The organism is Vandammella animalimorsus (assembly GCF_002288875.1).
Taxonomy (GTDB): Bacteria; Pseudomonadota; Gammaproteobacteria; order Burkholderiales; family Burkholderiaceae_C; genus Lampropedia; species Lampropedia animalimorsus.
In genome coordinates, this window is the sequence record NZ_NTBH01000010.1 from 88,391 (window position 1) to 107,344 (window position 18,954).

Sequence of the window (18,954 nt, forward strand, 5' to 3'; positions counted from 1 at the left end):
CCACACCCCAAGCGCCTTCGCCCGCCAGCGCCTGCCGCTGCGCAACGCGGGGGCGCTCTTTGCAAGGCCTTGCCCCATGACCTCTCCTGCCGCGCACCACCGCGCGCCTTTTCCCAGCCGTCAGGCCATCCATGCCTGGCTGTTGCTGCTGCCTGCGCTGGCGCTGCTGGTGGCATTCACCCACTACCCGGCCGTACAAACGCTGATTGACAGCCTGTACTCCACCCCCAAGGGCGCGCGTGCCGCTGTCTGGGTCGGGGCGGAGAACTACCAGGTCATGCTCGACGACCCGGTGTTCTGGACGGCCGTGCGCAACAACCTGTGGTTTGCCGCTGCCACCATTCCTTGCTCCATCGCGCTGGCGCTGTTGATGGCGCTGTGGGTCAACGAGCGCATCGCTGGCCGCGCCTTTTTGCGCATGGCCTACTTCACACCCACGGTGCTGCCCATGATTGCCGTGGCCAACATCTGGCTGTTCTTCTACACACCGCAGTACGGGCTGCTCGAACAAATCACCGGCGCACTGGGTCTGCCATCGCACAACTGGTTGGGCAGCCCCAGCACGGCGCTGGGCGCCGTCACCGCGGTGGCGATCTGGAAGGAGGCTGGCTTCTTCATGATCTTTTACCTGGCCGCGCTGCAAACGCTCAACCCCAGCCTGCGCGAGGCCGCCGCCATCGAAGGCGCATCACGCTGGACTTTTTTCCGCCGCGTGCAATGGCCGCTGCTCATGCCCACCACGCTGTTCGTGCTGATCAACGCCTTCATCAACGCCTTCCGCATGGTCGATCACCTGTTCGTGCTCACACGCGGCGGGCCCAACAACGCCTCCACGCTGCTGCTGTACTACCTCTACGAAGTCGGCTTCAGCTTCTGGGACACGGCCTACGCCGCAGCCATCACCGTGGTGCTGGTGGCCGTGCTGGCCGGTATCGCACTGCTGCAATTCTTCGTGCTCGACAAAAAGGTGCACTACCAATGAGTACGCCTGCCACACACCACTTGGCCTTCAACGAACCCAGCTGGCTGGACACTGTGGCCGCTTGGCTGCTGGCGCTGCTGTGGATCCTGCCACTGGCCTATGCCGTCTGGACGGCCTTTCACCCCATCGAATACGCCACCCGTTTCGAGCTGCTGGCGCCGCTGACGCTGGAGAACTTCCGCCGCGCCTGGGCGGCAGCGCCCTTTGCGCGCTATTTGCTCAACACCACGCTGCTGGTGGCCATGATCCTGGCCGCGCAACTGGTGCTGGCCACGCTGGCGGCCTATGCCTTTGCACGCTACCGCTTCCCGGGTCGCAACCTGGCCTTCGCGTTGGTGCTGGTACAGCTGATGATCATGCCCGACATCCTGCTGGTCGAAAACTACGAAACCATGGTGCGCCTGGGCCTGATGGACACGCTTTTGGCCATCGGCCTGCCCTATTTCGCCTCGGCCTTTGCCATCTTCTTGCTGCGCCAGACCTTCATGGGCATCCCCAAGGAGCTGGACGAGGCCGCGCGCGTCGAAGGCGCCAATGCCATGCAAACCCTGTGGCGCGTCTACGTGCCGCTGGCCAAGCCAGTCTATACCGCCTTTGCGCTGGTGTCGGTGAGCTTTCACTGGAACAACTTCCTCTGGCCGCTGATCATCACCAACAGCCCCAATGCCCGCCCGCTGACCGTGGGCTTGCAGGTCTTCTCCTCGGTCGATCAGGGAGTGGACTGGTCGATCATCACCGCCGCCACCTTGCTCAGCTGCGCGCCGCTGCTGGTCGCCTTTCTGCTGTTTCAGCGCCAGTTCGTGCAAAGCTTCATGCGCGCCGGCATCAAATGACACAGAAGAAATAGGATTTGCCCGCATGCGACTGGTCACTTGGAACACCCAATGGTGCTGCGGGCTGGATGGGCAGGTCAGCGCGCAGCGCATCGTGGCCGGAGCGCAGGCCTTGGCCGGCGCGCAGGGCTTTGACGTGCTGTGCCTGCAGGAAATCGCCCAGGGCTACCCGCGCCTGCAAGGCGCCCCAGGCGACCAGCCCGCCGAGCTGGCCGCGCTGCTGCCGGGCTACCAGCTGTTCTTCGGCCCTGCCGTGGACGAATTCGGCCCCGAAGGCCAGCGCCAGCGCTTTGGCAACCTGATTGCCACGCGCTTGCCGGTGGCGCAGGTAGCGCACCACCGCCTGCCCTGGCCAGCCGATGCCGGCCTGCGCAGCATGCCGCGCCTGTGCACCGAGCTGACGCTGCTCAGCCCGGCACTGGGCGCCGTGCGCGTCATGACCACGCATCTGGAGTACTACTCGGCGCGCCAGCGCATGGCCCAGGCGCAGGCGCTGCACGCACTGCACCAACAGGCCTGCGCGCTGGCCGCCGCAGCGCCGCTGGCCGACGACAGCGGCGGCCCCTTCCAGGCCAAGACGCACACGCCGCATGCCATCCTGTGCGGCGACTTCAACCTAGAACCCGGCTCGCCCGAATACGCCGCCATCACTGCCACTGAAGCGCCTTCAGGCGCAGCGCCCTTGGACAACCCGCTGTGCGACGCCTGGCCGCTGGTGCATGGCAGCCAGCCGCATGCGCCCACCTTCCGCCTGTTCGATCGCAGCTACGGCCCCGAACCCGTGGCCTGTGACTTCGCCTTCGTCAGCCAATCACTGGCCCCGCGCGTGCGCCAGCTGCAGGTCGATGGCTACACCCGCGCCTCGGACCATCAGCCGCTGCTGCTGGTGCTGCAGTGAGCGCCTGTGTGCGGGCCGCGCTATAATCGCCCGTTTTGCCGCATGCGCGCGGCGCGCCCTGGCCCAATTTTGGGCCTTGAACTGCGCCAAGCGCGGGGGATACCGCCACCCTGATATCTGGCGAGGTGAGGCAAAGAGGCCGCCGTTCAAGCAGCCCTGCCGCAAATACAAGGAACATGCAATGGCACGCGTATGTGAAGTCACGGGCAAGCGCCCGCAAGTGGGCAACAACGTCTCCCACGCCAACAACAAAACCAAGCGCCGCTTTCTGCCCAATCTGCAGTACAAGCGCTTCTGGGTCGAGAGCGAAAACCGTTGGGTGCGTCTGCGCGTCTCCAGCGCCGCACTGCGCCTGATCGACAAGAATGGCATCGAATCCGTACTGGCCGACCTGCGCGCCCGCGGTCAAGCCTAATCATTGAAGGAGTAACACCATGGCATCCAAAGGCGGTCGCGACAAGATCAAGCTCGAATCCACAGCGGGCACAGGCCACTTCTACACCACGACCAAGAACAAGAAGACCACACCGGACAAGCTCTCGTTCATGAAGTTTGATCCCAAGGCCCGCAAGCACGTGGAATACAAGGAAGTCAAGCTCAAGTAAAGCCATCATTGGCGGCTACACCGGGCTTACCCAGCAAAAAAGCCAGCGCACGCGCTGGCTTTTTTGTGCCTGTCGCCTGTGCTCGCACCAGGCCACGCCCAAAAGCATCACGGCTCCAGATAAAGCGCCTTGAGCTGCGCCAGCGCATCCGGCCCCAGGCCCAGCACCTCGCGCAGATACTGAGCGACGCTGCCGTGCTCTGCCTCGATCTGACGCTGCGCTGCCTGCAGAAAATTGGGCGTCACGCGCCAGAGCACCTGCAGCACGCTCTCGGGCAACGAACCCGAAGGTTTGTAGGCCGGCGGCTGGTATAGCGCATTGGTCAGCAAATAGTCGTCCATGATGGCCTCGCGCGCCACGCCCAGGGCTTCGAGCAACAAGGCTGCAGCAAAACCGGTGCGATCCTTGCCTGCCGTGCAGTGGAACACGAAGGGGCCCTCGTGCTGTAGCAAGGCGTCGAAAAAGGCGCGAAACTGCGGCGCATTGTGCTCGACGAAGGCCGCATAGGTCTGCTCCATCAAGTGGTGGGCCGAAGGCCCATCCAGCGCCGCGCCCTGCGCCAGCAGGCCTTGCAGGCTTTGCACCACCTGCGGCTCTATGGGAATGGCAATGCGCGTGAGCTGCTCAATCTCATAGTCGTTGCGCAAACGCTCGGCATCGCCACGAAAATCAATACTGTGCCGCACCCCTAAAGCCTGCAGGGTGCGCACATCCTCCTGGCTCAGGCTGGAGAGGCGGTCGGAACGAAACAGCCGACGCCAGCGTACGCGCCGGCCATCGCTGGTGGTATAGCCACCCAAATCGCGGAAGTTGCTCGCCCCTTGCAAGGGGATGTGACGCTGCAGCGCAGCACTGGGGGATGGGGCGGGGACCGTGGTGCTCATGGGCGCATTGTTGCAGGGATTGCGTATCATCGGCCCATGCCTGCCTGCCACCTTTGCGACTCTGCTTTCATGCTCTTGCTCACCTGGCCACTGCCCTGCCTTGGCCTGCCACTGCTGTGACATCCACGACAGCTCGGCGCTACGTTGGCCGTTTTGCCCCTTCGCCCACCGGGCCCATGCACCTGGGCTCAGTGGTGGCGGCACTGGCCAGCTGGCTGGACGCCCGCGCCGCCAGTGCGCAAGGCCTGAGCGCGCAATGGCTGGTGCGCATCGAAGACCTCGATACCCAGCGCTGCTCGCCCCAGGCTGCGCAAACCATTTTGCAGCAACTGCACAGCCTGGGCCTGGTGCCCGATGCGCCCGTGCAATGGCAATCCCAACGCCAGCGGCATTACGCGCAGGCCCTGCAGACCTTGCAGGTTCAGGGGCGCGCCTATCCATGCAGCTGCACGCGCAAGGACATTGCCGCCGCTCAGCAGACTCTGGGCGGCGGCCGACAGCGCTTTCAAACCCTGGTCTACCCCGGCACCTGCCGCCACCGCTCGGCCCACAGCGAGCCAGTGCGCACCTGGCGCTTCCTGGTGCAAGCCGACGACCCGGCGGCCCATGGTGGGCTGGGCAGCGCCCTGGTGCACTGGCAAGACCGGCGGCTGGGGCCACAGCAGCAGGACGTGGCCCAGGCCGTGGGCGACTTTGCCCTGCTGCGCGGCGATGGCATGTGGAGTTACCAGATGGGCTGCGTGGTGGACGACGGCCTGCAAGGCATCACGCACATCGTGCGCGGCGAGGATCTGGCCGACAACACGGCGCGGCAAATCCTGTTGCAACGGGCCTTGGGCTACCCGCGCCCCAGCTACCTGCACGTGCCGCTGGCGCGGGATGCGCGGGGCGAAAAGCTCTCCAAGGGCAACCATGCCCCCAGCATCGACGCCAACGCTCCTTTACCCACACTGTGCCTGGCCGCCCAAGTGTTGGGCCTGCCGCCTAATATTGACGGCTCCGGGCGTGCCAGCGTCAGCGATGCCCTGGCCCACTGGACGGCCCTGTGGGCCCAGCGTTACCCGCTGTGATCCCCAACGCCAATCCGGTGCCTGCCCATCTGGACGACTGCAGGGCATCGCTCAAAAAAACTCGTAGGGCCATTGAACTTTCGCTTTAGCACTCTCTCTGAACGAGTGCTAACATAGCCGCCAATCTTTGCAAAGGTCCTGATCTTTGCAGCACAGCGAAAGGAACACCCCGCCACATGAGCACTGCCCGCACCACCACACTGATGCCGAGCACCACGAGCGCCACCCAATGGCCTGCCGTTTTGCCTGCGCTGGGGAATCTGGATGCGTACATTTCTGCCGTCAATCGCATGCCAATGCTCACTCCCGAGGAAGAGCGCCTGTACGCGCAGCGCCTGCGCCAGCACAACGACGTGGAGGCTGCCGGTCGGCTGGTGATGTCCCATCTGAGGGTCGTCGTGGCCGTCTCGCGCCAGTACCAGGGCTATGGGCTGCCCCAAGGCGATCTGATCCAGGAAGGCAACATCGGCCTGATGAAGGCCGTCAAACGCTTCGACCCCGACCAGGGCGTGCGCCTGGTCAGCTACGCGCTGCACTGGATCAAGGCCGAGATCCACGAATACATCCTCAAGAATTGGCGCATGGTCAAGGTCGCCACGACCAAGGCCCAGCGCAAACTGTTCTTCAACCTGCGCTCGCTCAAGCAGGAGCTCAAGGCCAACCAGGCCCTGAGCGATGGCGAGATCTACCGCGCCAGCCTGACCGAACGTGAGATCGACCAAGTGGCCAGCCAGCTCAACGTCAAGCGCGAAGAAGTCATCGAGATGGAAACGCGCCTGGGCGGCGGCGATGTGCTGCTGGACCCAACGCCGCACGATGAGGACAGCCCCGGCATCGCCCCGATCGCCTACCTGAGCGACTACTCGCAAGAGCCCACCGCCGTGCTGGAGGCGCGCGAGCGCGACAGCCTGGCCACCGATGGCATCCAGATGGCGCTGCAAACCCTGGACGAGCGCAGCCGCCGCATCGTTCAGGAGCGCTGGCTGAACGTCAACGACGACGGCTCCGGCGGCATGACCTTGCATGAGCTGGCCGATGAGTACGGTGTCAGCGCCGAACGCATTCGCCAGATCGAAGTGGCTGCGATGAAGAAAATGAAAAAAGCCATGACGGCCAACGCCGCCGCACATTGAATCCACGTTTGAGCGCCCGCACGCCACTGCTGCAGACGCCAACCGAACTTACATTTCCCTATCAGTTGCAACCCCCCGGCGGCACTACGATGGGCACCCCTGAAACGGCGCGTGGCCGTTTCTGCTTTCCCTTCCAAGAGGAGTTTCTGAAATGAAAAAACTGCTGATTTGCACGTTGGTGGCCGGTGCCTTTGCCCCTGCATTTGCCGCCGATGCGGCCTGCACCGAATACAAGAACCACATGGCCGAAACGATGAAGAAAGACGGCTCCTACTCCGAGCAGGCCATGAAAATCATCGATGACCAAATCAACGCCGTGGGCGCCGACCAGCGCAGCGCCTTCTGCAAAAGCGCCTTGGAGAGCGTGAAGAACTCCGACGCCGATGACAAGGACGACGACAAAGATGACGATAAGGACGATGAAGAGAAGAAGTGACGCCTGTTGAAGGTCTGTTCACCAACTCAATCGAATCAACATTCTTTGAAGGCGCGACCCATTGACGGGTTGCGCCTTTTTCTTTGTACTCGCCCGACTCGCATCCCGCCGCCAGCGCTCAGCGCAGGGCGGCGCGCTTCAAGCGCCAGCGCTTGGCCGATAATGCGCAGTGACATCCACACAGCCTTGGGGGCCCCCGCCGAGGGCACCACCCATTGCCCCGCGCGCCAATCGCGGCTGGGCACAACTGCAAGCGGCTGTTTCCCCGCCAAGGCCGATTCATCCCGTCCGCGTCGCTGCGGCCTTCATGATTTTTCTCATCGTCTACCCATGAACGACTCCCGCCCTCCCCTCTCCCGTCGCCAACTGCTGCGCAGCAGCGCCCTGGGCCTGGCGGCCCTGCCAGGCCTGCACTGGCCACTGGCCAGTGCCGCCGATCACGCATCTTGGCCCAGCCGCCCGGTGACGCTGATGGTGGGCTTTCCCGGCGGCACTTCGCCAGATCTAACGGCGCGCCTGCTGGCCGAGCACTTGGGCCAGTTCCTGGCCAATCGGCAACCGCTGGTGGTGGAAAACCGCCCCGGCGCAGGGGGCAATGTGGCCACGGCAGCGCTGGCGCGCGCCCGCGATGAACACACCATTGGCGTGCTCATCAATGGCAACATGACCATTGCCCGCCTGCTCAACCCCAAGCTGGGCTTCGATCCACACAAGGATTTGGCCCCCATCGCGCTGATTGGCACGGCCCCCTACGTGCTGACGGTGAATGCCGCACTGGCCAAGGATTTGAGCCCGGCGCAATTCCTGGCCAAGGCGCGCGAGGCAGGCAGCCAATGGAACTACGGCTCGCCCGGTATTGGCACGGTGGCCCATTTGGGCATGGAGCTGCTCAAGAGCCGCACCGGTATTGCCCCAGTGCATGTGCCCTACCAGGGCAATCCGCAGGCGCTGCAGGCCATCGTCAGTGGCGAGATTCAAATGGCGCTGCTGCCGCCGGCCACGGCGCTGGCGCAGCAAAAGGCCGGCACGGTGGCGCTGATTGGCATCACCAGCGCCGCGCGCAGCCCGCTCACCGGCGACTTGCCCAGCCTGCAGGAGCTGGGCGTGCAAGGGCTGGATCTGGAGGTCTGGAATGCCGTGGCCGCACCAGCGCACATGCCCGAAGCCATTCAGGCGCAGTTGCGCGAGGCCGTAGGCAAGGCGCTGGCCCTGCCCGAGGTGCAGCAAAAACTGCTGACCCAGGGCTGGGTGGTGCAAGACACCAGCGTCGCCGCGCTGCGCCAACGCATCGCCGCCGACACCCAGGCACTGGGCGACATCATTCGCGAGCAGGACATCCAGATTTCAGGCTGAAGCCGCCGCGCCTGCCACAGCGCGCAGGCGCCACAGCTGCCTGAGCGATGCTCGCAGCGCACATTGCGCCGCTGAAAGCTGTTGTAGAGGCGCGCTGGATGCGTGCAGGCCTTGTGCTCAACGCCCTTGCAGCAGTTGGCGCACGTCGGCGGCGATCTGATCCACCGGCGTGCCGTAGCGCACGTAAAGGCGCAGGCGCCCCTGCGGGTCGTACATGTAGCCGGAGGCCGAGTGGTCGATGGTGTAGGTATCGGGCGTGCTGCCGGGCTTTTTCTCGTAGAAGACTTTGAAGTCGCGCGCCATGGCGGCGATTTGCTCAGCATTGCCCACCAGCGCCACGGCCTGCGGGTCGAAGCTTTCCATGTAGGCGCGCATGACCTCGGGGGTGTCACGCTCGGGGTCGACAGTGACGAAGACGATTTGCAGCTTGTCGCCATCCTCACCCAGCAGCTTTTTGACCTCGGCCATCTCCAGCATGGTTGTAGGGCAGATGTCAGGGCATTGCGCAAAGCCGAAGTAGACGAACACCACCTTGCCGGCGAAGTCGGCCAGGCTGCGATGCTGGCCATGCGCATCGGGCATGGAAAAGCCCTTGGCATAGTCCACGCCGCTGATGTCCAGAGTGTGGAACTTGGCCGCTGGCTCGCTGCCGGTACAGCCAGCCAGCCCCAGCAGGGCAGCGCCGACCAGCGCTGCCGCCAGCAGCCGCGAGCGCAATGCACGCCCAGGCTTGCACGCCGTCATAGAAGACCTCCAATTCTCAGGTAATGGTCGATGAGCAATGCGGCAAACACGCCGCTCAAATGCCACAAGGACCAGCGGAACATGCGCCGCGCCAGCGCATCCGAATAATCGCGCCACAAATACCAGCCGTAGACGCAGAACACCGCGCAGAGCACGGCCGCGACCATGGCATAGAACAGCCCGCTCATGCCCAATGCCACGGGCAGCGTGCAGGCGGCAAACAGCACCAGCGTGTAGAAAAAGGCCTGCATGGCCGTATGGCGCGGGCCGTGCACGATGGGCATCATCGGCAGGCCCGATTGGCGGTAGTCCTCAATCCGGTACAGCGACAAGGCCCAGAAATGCGGCGGCGTCCACAAAAAGATGATGAGAAACAGCACCAAGGCCTCCGCCCCGACCTCACCGCGCATTGCCGCCCAGCCCAGCACTGGCGGCATGGCGCCGGATGCGCCGCCGATGACGATGTTCTGCGGCGTCATGGGCTTGAGCACGACGGTGTAGATCACCGCATAGCCGACGAAAGTCGCCAGCGTCAGCCACATCGTCAAGGTGTTCACCGTCACCCACAGCAGCGCGCTGCCTGCCGTGCACAGCAGCGCGGAAAACACCAGCGCCTGCCAGTCGGGCAGCTCGCCACGCGCCGTGGGCCGCCAGGCGGTGCGCTTCATGCGCGCATCGATGGTTTTTTCCACTAGGCAGTTGAATGCCGCAGCTGCCGAGGCCACCATCCAAATCCCCAGGCCGGCCAGCACGATGCGCATCATCTGCGGCCCGTCAGGCACGGCAGGGATGGCCAGCAACATGCCGATCAGGGCACAAAATACGATCAGCTGCACCACGCGTGGCTTGGTCAACACCCAAAATTGCGACCAGCGCGAACGCTGCGGCAGCGGCAAAGCGGCCCCATTCATGCCTGCCCCCTTTTATTGCGGCGCGTATCGACCTGGCGAGCCAGGTTGGATTCAGTGAAAAACGGCGTTGTCCCGCATACCTTGGCCATCCTCATGCTGGCCAGCACCCGCGTCAGCACCACGACCAACGCCCCGGCCCCACCAGTGTGCAAAACCGCCACCAGCAAGGGCCAGTCCAGCACCACGTTGGAAAGCCCCGTCAGCAGCTGCAGCACCAGCAGCACCAGCAGCCACTGGGCCAGCCGGCGCAATGGCGCGCTGTGGCGCCACAGCACTGCCACCAACCAGCCCCCCAACATCAGCAGCGCCAACGCAAACAAGCGATGCACGTAGTGGATGCCCACCAAGGCCTCAAACGTGATGAGTCCGCCATCGCCCTGATGACCCAGCTCGCGCCAGATGGTGAAGCCCTGGCGCAAATCCATTTGCGGCCACCAAGCGCCGTTGCAATCGGGGAAGGTGCTGCAAGCCAGCACTGCGTAGTTGGTGCTGACCCAACCGCCCAGCGCAATCTGCACGAACAACGCCACGAACACCAGCGACGCCAGCAACATGTACCCAGGCCGCACCGCGACAGGCCGCCGGCCTGTGACACGATGCTGCCACCAGGCCGCCTGTAGGCCCAGCAATGCCAGCAACACCATGCCCCCCAGCAAATGCAATGTCACGATGGCCGGCAAGAGCTTCATCGTCACCGTCCAGGCGCCAAACGCCCCTTGCAGGCACACCCAGAGCAGCGTCAGCGTGGGCCAGATGGGGTGCACCGGCTTGCGCAGCGCCTGCGGCGCGCCTGCGGCGCCAATGGCATCCGGGTCATCGGCCAGCGCCTGCGCCACCGGGTCGGCCTCACCCTGTCGGCCCCAGCGCAACCAATATCGCCAGGCCAGCGCCGTCAGCACCACGATCAAGGCCCCTACGCCAGTAGCCAGATAGCGGTGCACCATCTCGATCCAGGCCTTTTTGTGCGTCACCGGGCCGTCGGGCTGCGCCTGCTGCGCCGCGCTGATCTGCTCTTGCGCCCCTACCGGACTGGCATGGCCGTAGCAACCGGGCCAATCCGGGCAGCCCAGGCCAGAGTCGGTCAAGCGGGTGAAGGCGCCAAACATCACCAAGTCAAAAGTCAGCACCAACGTCATCAACGTCAGCGCATACATGACGCCGCGCGTGCCGCGCGCACGGTGGCGCCGCCACACCCACAGCAAAGGCAGGGCGGCCACAGCAGCCCCTACCAGCAGCAAATGCAGCAAAGGGCTCCAGTCGTACAAGGCGATGTCGGTATCCATGGCATTTCTCATGCCGCAGCGCCAGGTGCGCAACGATGGCAGCGCGCAACCCAGCGATGCAACGCCCGCCTTCCCGCCACAAGCTCACCAGCCAGCGCCAGTTCAGAATCTCCGCGAAGGCGTTTACCGCCTGCACAAGCTGCAGATGCGCGTTTGACTCTCGGGATTTGGCATAAGGCAGCTTTAGGGAAACTCTGTTCCATCGGCACTTACATGCACATGCAGAAAGCGGCTTGAAGTGCCCAGGCACCCGGCAGAGCGGCCGGATCAAGGCAAGCGGGTAAGGTCGGCGGCAAAAGGCGCTATTTTGCCGCATTCCAACCCATGACCTTGCCCAGGGGGCATCTGGCTTGGCATGCGCGCCATACCTGCCAGCCGCCTTGCGCAGGAGTGCTCCGTTGATTTCATGGATAGTGCCAGAGCGTAAAATCGCACGTTTCCCTGGCCACTGGCAAGGCCCAGACTGCTCATGCTCACCGATGCCATTGCCCAGGCTCGGCACCGCGCCCAGGCTGGCAGACACCGCATGCAGCTGCACACGAGGCCTGCCCTGTCACCAAGGCCAAAGCAGCCTGCATATCCAGCTTTTTCGCCCCCGCCATGCTCACCTTCCAGCAAATCATTCTCAAGCTCCAACAGTACTGGGCCGACCAGGGCTGCGCCCTCCTGCAGCCCTACGACATGGAAGTGGGCGCGGGCACCAGCCACACCGCCACCTTCCTGCGCGCCATCGGCCCCGAGCCGTGGAAGGCCGCCTACGTGCAGCCCAGCCGCCGCCCCAAGGACGGGCGCTACGGCGACAACCCCAACCGCCTGCAGCACTACTACCAGTACCAGGTGGTGCTCAAGCCCGCGCCGGCCAACATCCTCGACCTGTACCTGGGCAGCCTGCAGGCGCTGGGCTTTGATCTGAAGAAGAACGACATCCGCTTCGTCGAGGACGACTGGGAGAACCCCACGCTGGGCGCCTGGGGCCTGGGCTGGGAGGTCTGGCTCAACGGCATGGAGGTGACGCAATTCACCTACTTCCAGCAAGTCGGCGGTATCGACTGCAAGCCCGCCACCGGCGAGATCACCTACGGCCTGGAGCGCCTGGCCATGTACCTGCAAGGGGTGGACAACGTCTACAACCTGGTCTGGACCGAGCAGCCTGACGGCACGCGCCTGACCTACGGCGACGTCTACCACCAGAACGAGGTGGAGCAGTCCACCTACAACTTCGAGCACAGCGACGCCGACTTTTTGTTCACCGCCTTCGCCGCGCATGAAAAACAGGCCCAGCACCTGATGGCCGAGCAGCTGGCGCTGCCCGCGTATGAGCAGGTGCTCAAGGCCGCCCACACCTTCAACCTGCTGGACGCGCGCGGGGCCATTTCCGTGACCGAGCGCGCCGCCTACATCGGCCGCATCCGCAACCTGGCGCGCGCCGTGGCGCAAAGCTATTACGACAGCCGCGCACGCCTGGGCTTTCCGCTGGCGCCGCGCGAGTGGGTGGAGCAGATCGAGATCAAGGCCGCCTGATGCCCCGCGCCCGGCAATGAACCCGGCAATGAACCCGGCAATGGACCCGGCAATGGACCCGGCAATGGACCCGCTCTGCCTGCCCCCGCCCGACGCCCAGGCATTCCTGGACGCCTACCAGCGCGTGCTGCTGGAAGCTTGGCGCGATGCCGCCCAACCCGCGCCTAGCAAGAAGAAGCTGGACTACCACCAGCTGCTGCTGGCCGGGCGCGACCACCTGTTCCAGCCCCAGGCGCAGCCGGCCCGGCTGGACGCAGTGCTGGCGCGCTGCGCCGCCGACGGCCACCCCATCGCAGGCGACATGCAGCACGCGCTGCGCACACTGCGCGTGCGGCGCTGGGTGTTCCTCAAGGAACTGACGCGCCACGCCGTCTTCCTCGACGACAGCAAGCCGCCCGCCGCCTGGGCCGTGCACGCCCTGACCCAGCCGCTGAGCGCCATCATCGGCGGCAGCGGCTCCATGATCGAAACCGGCGTCTGCGAATACCGTGGCCGCTTCGTCTGCGACGGCCTAATCAGCGAACTGGTCTGGCTCGGCCCGTCGTTGCGCCGCAGCGCCCAGGCCGACTTCAGCGCTGCCAAGACGCAAGCACGCTTTTGGCGCAGCCCTGAAGCACCGGCCCCCGCGCCAGCAGCGGTCACACCCCAACCCAGGCGGCGCCAGCGCACCCAGGCCATGCCTGCGGCCCAGACGGTGCTGGAAGCAGCCCCCTTGCACATCAAGCCCGGCCAGGCCACCGCCTTCGAGGCTGCCTTTGCCCAGGCGCAGGCCATCATCGCCAGCATGCCCGGCTACCTGGGGCATGAGCTGCAGCGCTGCCTGGAGCAGGAGCACCACTACCTGCTGCTCGTGCGCTGGCGCCGCCTGCAAGACCACACCGAAGGCTTTCGCGGCTCGCCCCAATACCAGCAGTGGAAAGCCTTGCTCCACCACTTCTACGACCCTTTCCCCACCGTGCTGCATTACCAGCGCGTGCTGGGCGAGGGCCTCTGACGTATATACAATTGACCATCACGTATAAACCATCAGGGAGCCTGCCATGCCAACCAGCCACGCCATGCAAACCCAGCTGAGCAAATGGGGCAACAGCACCGGCCTGCGCATCCCGGCCGAGCTGCTGGCCTATCTGGGCGGCGACAAAAACGCCAAGGTGGAAATCACCGGCCTGCCCACGGGCGGGTTGCTCATCAAGCCCGTGCAGCCGCCCACGCAAAGCCGTGCGCAACTGGTGGCCAGGTTGCGTGCCTCGCACCGCAAGATGCCCATGGGTACGTCCGTGGTGCGCCAGATGCGGGATGAAGAGATATGACGCCGCCGCAGCGGGTGTACCTGGACACCAGCATCCTCATGGCGCTGCTGTGCAAGGAGCCCGAGTCCGAGCGCATCATGCAGTGGTACGAACGCACGCCTGACGCACTGATCGGCTCGCCCTGGCTGCACACCGAGCTGTGCAGCGCCCTGTCCGTCAAGCAGCGCGCGCGGCAGCTCAGCCCGGCTGCGGCGCGCAAGGCCTACGCGCAGGGGCTGGAAGTGCTGGCCGACACGCAGGGCGTGGATATCACCCCCGCCGACTTCGACACCGCCGCCGGCCTGTGCGCCGACGCCCGCGCCCGCCTTCGCGCGCCCGACGCCCTGCACCTGGCCGTGGCCGCGCGCAGCGGCTGCCAGGCGCTGGCCACGCTGGACGCCGACATGCAAAAAGCCGCCCGCAAGCTGGGCCTGTCGCCCATTGCCTTCTGAACATCCGTCCCCCTTTTCTTCATGACCGCACACAACCTCCTCGTTGAACTCTTTGTCGAAGAACTGCCGCCCAAGGCGCTGAAAAAGCTGGGCGAAGCCTTTGCCGGCCAGCTGTTTGAGCAGCTCCAGGCCCTGGGCCTGACGGCGGCCGATTCGCAGGTCACCCCCTACGCCAGCCCGCGCCGCCTGGCCGTGCACATCACGCACGTGGCGGCCAAGGCAGCCGACAAGCCGCTGCGCACCAAGCTCATGCCCGTCAGTGTGGGGCTGGATGCGAATGGCCAGCCCACGCCCGCACTGCTGAAGAAGCTGCAAGCCATCGGCGCCGGGCCCGAGGCCGTGGCGCAATTGCAGCGCGCCATTGACGGCAAGGCCGAAGCCCTGTTCTTCGACAGTGTGGCCACTGGCGCCACGCTGGACGTGGCCTTGCAAAAGGCGCTGCACGAGGCCATTGCCAAACTGCCCATCCCCAAGGTCATGACCTACCAGCTGCACAGCGGCACCGCCCTGCCCGGCTGGGACAGCGTGCAATTCGTGCGCCCCGCGCACGGTCTGGTGGCCCTGCACGGCAGCGCCGTCGTGCCTGTCACCGCGCTGGGCCTGGCCGCCGGCCGCGCCACCCACGGCCACCGCTTCGAGGCGCAGCAAGACCCCATCGAACTGCCCGACGCCGACAGCTACGCCCAAGCCTTGCGTTCCCAGGGCGCCGTCATCGCCAGCTTTGACGAGCGCCGCGCCGACATCGCCACCCAACTCCAAGCCGCCGCCCAGAAAGCAGGCGCGGGCCTGAAGCCCATCGAAGACGAGGCCCTGCTCGACGAAGTGACCGCATTGGTCGAGCGCCCCCACGTGCTCATCTGCCAGTTTGAAAAAGAATTTCTGGACGTGCCGCAGGAATGCCTGATCCTGACCATGAAGGCCAACCAGAAATACTTTCCGCTGCTGGACGAGGACGGACGCCTGACGCACCAGTTCCTCGTGGTCAGCAACATCCGCCCCGAGGACGCCAGCGCCGTCACCGGCGGCAACGAGCGCGTGGTGCGCCCGCGCCTGGCCGATGCCAAGTTCTTCTTCGACACCGACCGCAAGAAAACGCTGGAAAGCCGCGTCGAGGGCCTGGCCAAAGTCGTCTACCACAACAAATTGGGCACCCAGGGCGATCGCGTGCAGCGCGTGCGCGCCATCGCCAAAGCCTTGGGTGAACAACTGGGCCCGCATTTGGGCGGCCCCGCGCTGGTCGCCGCTGCCGACCAGGCCGCCATGCTGGCCAAGGCCGACCTGCTCACCGACATGGTGGGCGAATTCCCCGAGCTGCAAGGCATCATGGGCGGCTACTACGCCCGCCACGACGGCCTGGGCGAAGACATTGCCTTCGCCATCGAAGACCACTACAAACCCCGCTTCGCCGGCGACGAACTGCCGCGCGGCGACGTGGGCACCGTCGTCGCCCTGGCCGACAAGCTGGAAACCCTGGTCGGCATGTTCGGCATCGGCAACCTGCCCACCGGCGACAAAGACCCCTTTGCCCTGCGCCGCCACGCGCTGGGCGTGATCCGCATGCTGGTCGAAAAACGCCTGCCGCTGGACCTGCCTGCCACCGTGGCCAGCGCCGCCCAGGCCTTCGGCCCCCTGCTGCCCGACGCCGCCAAAAGCAACGAGCAGCTGCTGGCCTTCATCTACGAACGCATCGCCGGCTATTTGCGCGAGCTGGGCGCCAGCGTGCAAGAGGCCGATGCCGTCATCGCCGCACGCCCCATGTGGGGCGAAATGCCCAAGGCCCTGGCGGCCGTGCGCGCCTTCGCCCAGCTGCCCGAAGCCCCCGCGCTGGCCGCGGCCAACAAGCGCATCGGCAACATCCTCAAGAAAGCCGAGGCCGAAGGCGCGGTGGACGCACACGTCAGCGACGTGCTGCTGCAAGAGCCTGCCGAGCAAGCCCTGTTCGCCGCCATGAACCAGGTGCTGCCCCAGGCCGACAGCCAGTTCCAGGCCGGCGACTACACCGCCAGCCTCCAAACCCTGGCCCAGCTGCGCGCGCCGGTGGACGCCTTCTTCGACGGCGTCATGGTCAACGCCGAGCAAATGGACCTGCGCCTGAACCGCCTGGGCCTGCTCAAGATGCTGCACCAGGCCATGAACCGCGTGGCCGATCTGGCGCGGCTGGCAGGCTAACAAAGGACTGCGCGAATCCACGGTGACATGTTTGTTTCGGATTGAGATGGGCTGCAAAATGCAAAGCGTGGCGATGCTCATCGGGCTCGTGAGAATCTGCATCGCCGCACACCGCCCAATGCCGTAGATGCATACAGTCCTGTGATTCGTGCAGAGACTTCCTCCCTGAAATTTTCCGAAAGCCATTTGGCTTGACCCCAAAAAGAACAAACCGCCGCAACGGCCAAAGCCGTGCGGCGGTTTTTTGTGGCAACGCTCAAGCCGCCGCAGCCAGCAAGGGCTTGGTCAGGTCCTGGTAGCTGCCCGGCTGGTAGCCCGCTGCGGTCATGAAGCTGGCGCTGGCTAGGGCGTCGGCCGGGGCCATGGCAGCCATGGCGGCGATGAGCTGTTGCGCCTGGGCGGCGCTGCTCATTGCGCTGTCCAGTGCGCTGCTTGGTGTGCTGCCCGCTGCGCTGCTCGCCTGCGCACCGGCCTGCAAGGCTGCTGCGCTGTTTGCTTCGTTCCAGGTCTGGGCATGCCATGGGGTCTGGGCCAGGCCGTGTTGGGGCAGCCAGGCCTGGGTCTGCAGGTCTTCGAGCATCCATGCGTCGTCGGCGGCTGCGGCGTTGGCGGGCTTGGGCAGGGCCTGGGCAGCGACCAGCAGTGCGGCGATGTCGGCGCGCGCTGTTGCGCTGGGCTGCGCAGTCAGGCCTTGGTCGGCGCTGCCGTGTTTGCTGCCTGTGCCGCCACCTGTGCCGCTGCCGGGGTTGATGTCTGCATCGGCGCCGGTATCGCCGCCGTGCGCGCTGCCGCTGCCTGGCGCTGCGCTGTCTATGGCTTGCTGGGCGATTTGTTCTGCGCTCAGCGAAACGCCGTCGCTGAAGCGGATTTCTTCGATGGCCATGGCGCCGGCGGCGAATTGGTCTTGCACGATGAGCAGGTCCTGGCCGCCCTGGCCGTAGTGCAGGTGCAGGTCTTGGCCCACGCGGCGCAGTTGCCAGCTGTCGCTGGAGGCCAATCCGCGCAGTTCAATGATGTCGTGCGCGGCGCTGTCGTCCAGCACTTCGATGAGGCGGTCTTGCCCGTCGCCGGCTTGGAGGATGTAGAAGTCGCCGTCGCTGCCGCCGTAGAGGCTGTCGCTGCCTTGGGCACCGTGCAGCACGTCGCGGCCTGCGCCGCCGTCGAGCCGGTCTTCGCCCTGGCCGCCTTCGAGGTAGTCGTCGCCCTCGCTGCCAAAGAGTTGGTCGTGGCCTTGCCCGCCGTAGAGGCTGTCGCTGCCCTGGTCGCCATAGAGTTGGTCTTCGCCGGCGTCGCCAAAGAGCAGGTCGTCGTCCTGGCCGCCGGCGAGGAAGTCCTGGCCTTGGCCGCCGGCGATGCGGTCTTCGCCCCAGCCGCCGTAGAGCTGGTCGTCGCCGGCCTCGCCATAGAGTTCGTCGCGCCCTTCGTGGCCGGCGATGAAGTCATCGCCCGCGTGCCCGGCCAGGAAGTCGTCTCCTTCCAAGCCGTAGATCTGGTCGTTGCCCTGTAGGCCATAGATTTCATCGCGCGCGGCGGTGCCGGTGAGGGTGTCATCTGCTTCGCTGCCGACGATGGGGCCGCCCGGCTGGGGTTCGGGCTGTTCGTTGGCTGCGCCCAGTTGCAGCACCAGGCGCTGGCTGGCGCTTTGGCCGTGCGGGTCGGTGGCGGTGATGAGGATGTCCAGGTTTGCGCTGGGCGCATCGGCCGGGGCCGTGCCGTGCAGACGCCCGCTGGCCGCGTCCCAGTGCAGCCAGGTCGGCAGGGCTGCGCCATTGGCCAGTTGCACGCCATAGCGCAGCTGCTCGCCTTCGTCCACGTCGATGAAGGCGTCTGCGGGCAGAGTCCAATCCAGCGCCTGGCCTGCGGCCAGTGGTTGTGCGCTCAGGGGCGCGCCGGGCTCGGGCGCGTCGTTGGTGTTGCGCACTTGCAGCTGCAGCGCCTGCCAGGGCGAGGGCTGGCCCTGGGCGTCGATGGCTTGCACGCGCAGCGCCAGTGTGCCGACGTCTTCGTTGGCTGGCGTGCCCCAGAAGCGGCCGCTGGCCGCATCGAATTGCAGCCAGGACGGCAGCTGGCCGCCATCGGCCAGGCTGGCACGGTAGCGCAGCGGCTGGCCTTCGGGGTCGCTGAAGGCATCGGCCGGCAGTGTGAATTGCCAGGCGCTGTCCTCATCGGCCTGCTGCGCCGCCAGCGGCGCGCCGGCCACCGGCGGCTGGTTGGCCGGCGGCTCTTCTTCGTTGACCGGCGGCACGTATTCGGGCAGTTGCAGCCCCAAAAATTGCTGCTGGCTGAAGAAGTTGGCAAACACGACCACGCCTTCTTGCGCGCCGGGCGTGGCGCTGCGCAGTTGCAGGTCGTCGCCGCTGCGCTGCAGCAGCAGTTGGCCGTCGCGGCTTT

20 protein-coding genes are annotated in these 18,954 nt (G+C 65.6%); 15 read left to right on the forward strand and 5 right to left on the reverse strand.

All coding sequences use genetic code 11. From position 1 onward, the window contains the following. Nucleotides 1-76: 76 nt before the first annotated feature. The 5 genes from CLI93_RS12980 (at nucleotide 77) to rpmG (ending at nucleotide 3,318) form a co-directional block, all read left to right on the forward strand. Nucleotides 77-982 carry a carbohydrate ABC transporter permease gene (locus CLI93_RS12980; RefSeq protein ID WP_095543305.1) on the forward strand — a complete coding sequence of 302 codons (906 nt, stop codon included), beginning with the start codon at nucleotides 77-79 and terminating at the stop codon, nucleotides 980-982. Beyond that, complete coding sequence (locus CLI93_RS12985; RefSeq protein WP_095539775.1) at nucleotides 979-1,815, forward strand: carbohydrate ABC transporter permease; 837 nt, start codon at nucleotides 979-981, stop codon at nucleotides 1,813-1,815. Before CLI93_RS12980 ends, CLI93_RS12985 begins: the two co-directional genes overlap by 4 nt. Nucleotides 1,816-1,840: 25 nt before the next feature. Then, complete coding sequence (locus tag CLI93_RS12990; protein WP_095543306.1) at nucleotides 1,841-2,713, forward strand: endonuclease/exonuclease/phosphatase family protein; 873 nt, start codon at nucleotides 1,841-1,843, stop codon at nucleotides 2,711-2,713. Between the two features lie 181 nt (nucleotides 2,714-2,894). Then, nucleotides 2,895-3,128, forward strand: a complete 234-nt coding sequence (rpmB, locus tag CLI93_RS12995; RefSeq protein ID WP_095539777.1) for a 50S ribosomal protein L28 — start codon at nucleotides 2,895-2,897, stop codon at nucleotides 3,126-3,128. 19 nt (nucleotides 3,129-3,147) lie between these two features. Then, nucleotides 3,148-3,318 carry a 50S ribosomal protein L33 gene (rpmG, locus tag CLI93_RS13000; RefSeq protein WP_095539778.1) on the forward strand — a complete coding sequence of 57 codons (171 nt, stop codon included), beginning with the start codon at nucleotides 3,148-3,150 and terminating at the stop codon, nucleotides 3,316-3,318. A gap of 107 nt (nucleotides 3,319-3,425) precedes the next feature. Here rpmG and CLI93_RS13005 read toward each other — a convergent pair whose 3' ends face one another. Next, nucleotides 3,426-4,202 carry a tyrosine-protein phosphatase gene (locus tag CLI93_RS13005; RefSeq protein WP_095543307.1) on the reverse strand — a complete coding sequence of 259 codons (777 nt, stop codon included), beginning with the start codon at nucleotides 4,200-4,202 and terminating at the stop codon, nucleotides 3,426-3,428. Between the two features lie 116 nt (nucleotides 4,203-4,318). On the opposite strand from CLI93_RS13005, the gene gluQRS reads away from it, so the two are divergent. The 4 genes from gluQRS (at nucleotide 4,319) to CLI93_RS13025 (ending at nucleotide 8,194) form a co-directional block, all read left to right on the forward strand. Next, the gene (gene gluQRS, locus CLI93_RS13010; protein ID WP_275249667.1) at nucleotides 4,319-5,272 is read left to right on the forward strand and encodes a tRNA glutamyl-Q(34) synthetase GluQRS; all 954 of its coding nucleotides are present in this window, start codon (nucleotides 4,319-4,321) and stop codon (nucleotides 5,270-5,272) included. A gap of 176 nt (nucleotides 5,273-5,448) precedes the next feature. Then, nucleotides 5,449-6,405: an RNA polymerase sigma factor RpoH gene (gene rpoH, locus CLI93_RS13015; protein WP_347485092.1), complete on the forward strand. Its 957-nt coding sequence runs from the start codon at nucleotides 5,449-5,451 to the stop codon at nucleotides 6,403-6,405. 151 nt (nucleotides 6,406-6,556) lie between these two features. Next, complete coding sequence (locus CLI93_RS13020; RefSeq protein ID WP_095543309.1) at nucleotides 6,557-6,841, forward strand: cell surface protein; 285 nt, start codon at nucleotides 6,557-6,559, stop codon at nucleotides 6,839-6,841. Between the two features lie 330 nt (nucleotides 6,842-7,171). After that, nucleotides 7,172-8,194: a Bug family tripartite tricarboxylate transporter substrate binding protein gene (locus tag CLI93_RS13025; RefSeq protein WP_095543310.1), complete on the forward strand. Its 1,023-nt coding sequence runs from the start codon at nucleotides 7,172-7,174 to the stop codon at nucleotides 8,192-8,194. A gap of 117 nt (nucleotides 8,195-8,311) precedes the next feature. Here CLI93_RS13025 and CLI93_RS13030 read toward each other — a convergent pair whose 3' ends face one another. From CLI93_RS13030 to CLI93_RS13040, 3 genes are read right to left on the reverse strand one after another with little or no spacing between them, the layout of a single operon-like run. Further along, nucleotides 8,312-8,938 (reverse strand): SCO family protein, encoded by a 627-nt coding sequence (locus CLI93_RS13030; RefSeq protein ID WP_095543311.1) that lies wholly within the window; start codon nucleotides 8,936-8,938, stop codon nucleotides 8,312-8,314. Next, nucleotides 8,935-9,849: a heme o synthase gene (gene cyoE, locus CLI93_RS13035; RefSeq protein WP_095543312.1), complete on the reverse strand. Its 915-nt coding sequence runs from the start codon at nucleotides 9,847-9,849 to the stop codon at nucleotides 8,935-8,937. The genes CLI93_RS13030 and cyoE overlap by 4 nt, the downstream gene beginning before the upstream one ends. Continuing rightward, on the reverse strand, nucleotides 9,846-11,132 hold the full coding sequence (locus CLI93_RS13040; protein ID WP_095543313.1) for a COX15/CtaA family protein: 1,287 nt from the start codon (nucleotides 11,130-11,132) through the stop codon (nucleotides 9,846-9,848). The genes cyoE and CLI93_RS13040 overlap by 4 nt, the downstream gene beginning before the upstream one ends. On the opposite strand from CLI93_RS13040, the gene CLI93_RS15225 reads away from it, so the two are divergent. The 6 genes from CLI93_RS15225 to glyS all read left to right on the forward strand — a co-directional run bounded on the left by CLI93_RS15225 (nucleotide 11,131) and on the right by glyS (nucleotide 16,563). Next, nucleotides 11,131-11,289, forward strand: coding sequence for a hypothetical protein (locus tag CLI93_RS15225; protein WP_172424343.1), 159 nt, complete (start codon nucleotides 11,131-11,133; stop codon nucleotides 11,287-11,289). The genes CLI93_RS13040 and CLI93_RS15225 overlap by 2 nt on opposite strands. A gap of 443 nt (nucleotides 11,290-11,732) precedes the next feature. After that, nucleotides 11,733-12,653, forward strand: coding sequence for a glycine--tRNA ligase subunit alpha (gene glyQ / locus CLI93_RS13045; protein WP_095543314.1), 921 nt, complete (start codon nucleotides 11,733-11,735; stop codon nucleotides 12,651-12,653). A gap of 676 nt (nucleotides 12,654-13,329) precedes the next feature. Beyond that, nucleotides 13,330-13,647 carry an antibiotic biosynthesis monooxygenase family protein gene (locus CLI93_RS13050; RefSeq protein WP_095543323.1) on the forward strand — a complete coding sequence of 106 codons (318 nt, stop codon included), beginning with the start codon at nucleotides 13,330-13,332 and terminating at the stop codon, nucleotides 13,645-13,647. A gap of 46 nt (nucleotides 13,648-13,693) precedes the next feature. Further along, nucleotides 13,694-13,963 carry an AbrB/MazE/SpoVT family DNA-binding domain-containing protein gene (locus CLI93_RS13055; protein WP_095543315.1) on the forward strand — a complete coding sequence of 90 codons (270 nt, stop codon included), beginning with the start codon at nucleotides 13,694-13,696 and terminating at the stop codon, nucleotides 13,961-13,963. Then, nucleotides 13,960-14,394 carry a type II toxin-antitoxin system VapC family toxin gene (locus CLI93_RS13060; RefSeq protein ID WP_095543316.1) on the forward strand — a complete coding sequence of 145 codons (435 nt, stop codon included), beginning with the start codon at nucleotides 13,960-13,962 and terminating at the stop codon, nucleotides 14,392-14,394. Before CLI93_RS13055 ends, CLI93_RS13060 begins: the two co-directional genes overlap by 4 nt. A gap of 21 nt (nucleotides 14,395-14,415) precedes the next feature. Then, a complete protein-coding gene (gene glyS / locus CLI93_RS13065; RefSeq protein WP_095543317.1) occupies nucleotides 14,416-16,563 on the forward strand; it encodes a glycine--tRNA ligase subunit beta in 2,148 nt (715 codons plus the stop codon). A gap of 256 nt (nucleotides 16,564-16,819) precedes the next feature. Here the strand turns inward: glyS and CLI93_RS13070 are convergent. Next, the coding region (locus CLI93_RS13070) for a putative Ig domain-containing protein (protein ID WP_172425555.1) at nucleotides 16,820-18,954 on the reverse strand (2,135 nt) is incomplete at its 5' end.

Excerpts from the sequence above, each read along its gene's own strand:
- CLI93_RS13020 (WP_095543309.1), top strand. The coding sequence starts at position 6,557 with ATGAAAAAACTGCTGATTTGCACGTTGGTGGCCGGTGCCTTTGCCCCT.
- rpoH (WP_347485092.1), top strand. The coding sequence starts at position 5,449 with ATGAGCACTGCCCGCACCACCACACTGATGCCGAGCACCACGAGCGCC.
- CLI93_RS13005 (WP_095543307.1), bottom strand. The coding sequence starts at position 4,202 with ATGAGCACCACGGTCCCCGCCCCATCCCCCAGTGCTGCGCTGCAGCGT.
- rpmB (WP_095539777.1), top strand. The coding sequence starts at position 2,895 with ATGGCACGCGTATGTGAAGTCACGGGCAAGCGCCCGCAAGTGGGCAAC.
- CLI93_RS13025 (WP_095543310.1), top strand. The coding sequence starts at position 7,172 with ATGAACGACTCCCGCCCTCCCCTCTCCCGTCGCCAACTGCTGCGCAGC.
- CLI93_RS13030 (WP_095543311.1), bottom strand. The coding sequence starts at position 8,938 with ATGACGGCGTGCAAGCCTGGGCGTGCATTGCGCTCGCGGCTGCTGGCG.
- CLI93_RS12990 (WP_095543306.1), top strand. The coding sequence starts at position 1,841 with ATGCGACTGGTCACTTGGAACACCCAATGGTGCTGCGGGCTGGATGGG.
- rpmG (WP_095539778.1), top strand. The coding sequence starts at position 3,148 with ATGGCATCCAAAGGCGGTCGCGACAAGATCAAGCTCGAATCCACAGCG.
- CLI93_RS12980 (WP_095543305.1), top strand. The coding sequence starts at position 77 with ATGACCTCTCCTGCCGCGCACCACCGCGCGCCTTTTCCCAGCCGTCAG.
- CLI93_RS13055 (WP_095543315.1), top strand. The coding sequence starts at position 13,694 with ATGCCAACCAGCCACGCCATGCAAACCCAGCTGAGCAAATGGGGCAAC.
- CLI93_RS15225 (WP_172424343.1), top strand. The coding sequence starts at position 11,131 with ATGGCATTTCTCATGCCGCAGCGCCAGGTGCGCAACGATGGCAGCGCG.
- glyS (WP_095543317.1), top strand. The coding sequence starts at position 14,416 with ATGACCGCACACAACCTCCTCGTTGAACTCTTTGTCGAAGAACTGCCG.
- glyQ (WP_095543314.1), top strand. The coding sequence starts at position 11,733 with ATGCTCACCTTCCAGCAAATCATTCTCAAGCTCCAACAGTACTGGGCC.
- CLI93_RS12985 (WP_095539775.1), top strand. The coding sequence starts at position 979 with ATGAGTACGCCTGCCACACACCACTTGGCCTTCAACGAACCCAGCTGG.
- CLI93_RS13060 (WP_095543316.1), top strand. The coding sequence starts at position 13,960 with ATGACGCCGCCGCAGCGGGTGTACCTGGACACCAGCATCCTCATGGCG.
- cyoE (WP_095543312.1), bottom strand. The coding sequence starts at position 9,849 with ATGAATGGGGCCGCTTTGCCGCTGCCGCAGCGTTCGCGCTGGTCGCAA.
- CLI93_RS13050 (WP_095543323.1), top strand. The coding sequence starts at position 13,330 with ATGCCTGCGGCCCAGACGGTGCTGGAAGCAGCCCCCTTGCACATCAAG.
- CLI93_RS13040 (WP_095543313.1), bottom strand. The coding sequence starts at position 11,132 with ATGGATACCGACATCGCCTTGTACGACTGGAGCCCTTTGCTGCATTTG.